Source organism: Tamlana crocina (genome assembly GCF_012037625.1).
On sequence record NZ_JAAVJS010000504.1, the window covers coordinates 1 to 358 of the forward strand.

Here is a 358-nt window from a genome sequence, read left to right on the forward strand (position 1 = left end):
GTAAACAAGGCAGATGTGGTAATTCTTGCAGTTCCGGTGGATGTGGCTAAGGGAGTTGCAGTTGAGGTGCTGGATACGGTAGGGAATGACACCCTTGTATTTGATGCAGGTTCGACCAAGTCGGGATTATGTGAAGCTATAGCAGCGCATCCGAACCGACGGAATTTCCTCGCAGCGCATCCCATTGCGGGAACTGAATTCTCAGGGCCTTCCGCCGCTGTAGAAGATCTTTTCCGGAACAAGACCAACATCATTTGTGAAGTGGAAAAGACTGCATTTAAGCTGCAGGAAAGGGCGCTGGAGATATTTCAGAAGCTGGGAATGCGCATAAGGTATATGGATCCCAAAGCTCATGACC

1 protein-coding gene is annotated in these 358 nt (G+C 49.4%); it reads left to right on the top strand.

Annotated features, from left to right (window positions below; genetic code table 11):
- A partial coding sequence (locus HC176_RS17795) for a prephenate dehydrogenase/arogenate dehydrogenase family protein (protein WP_167920336.1) occupies window positions 1-358 on the top strand: 358 nt, incomplete at both ends.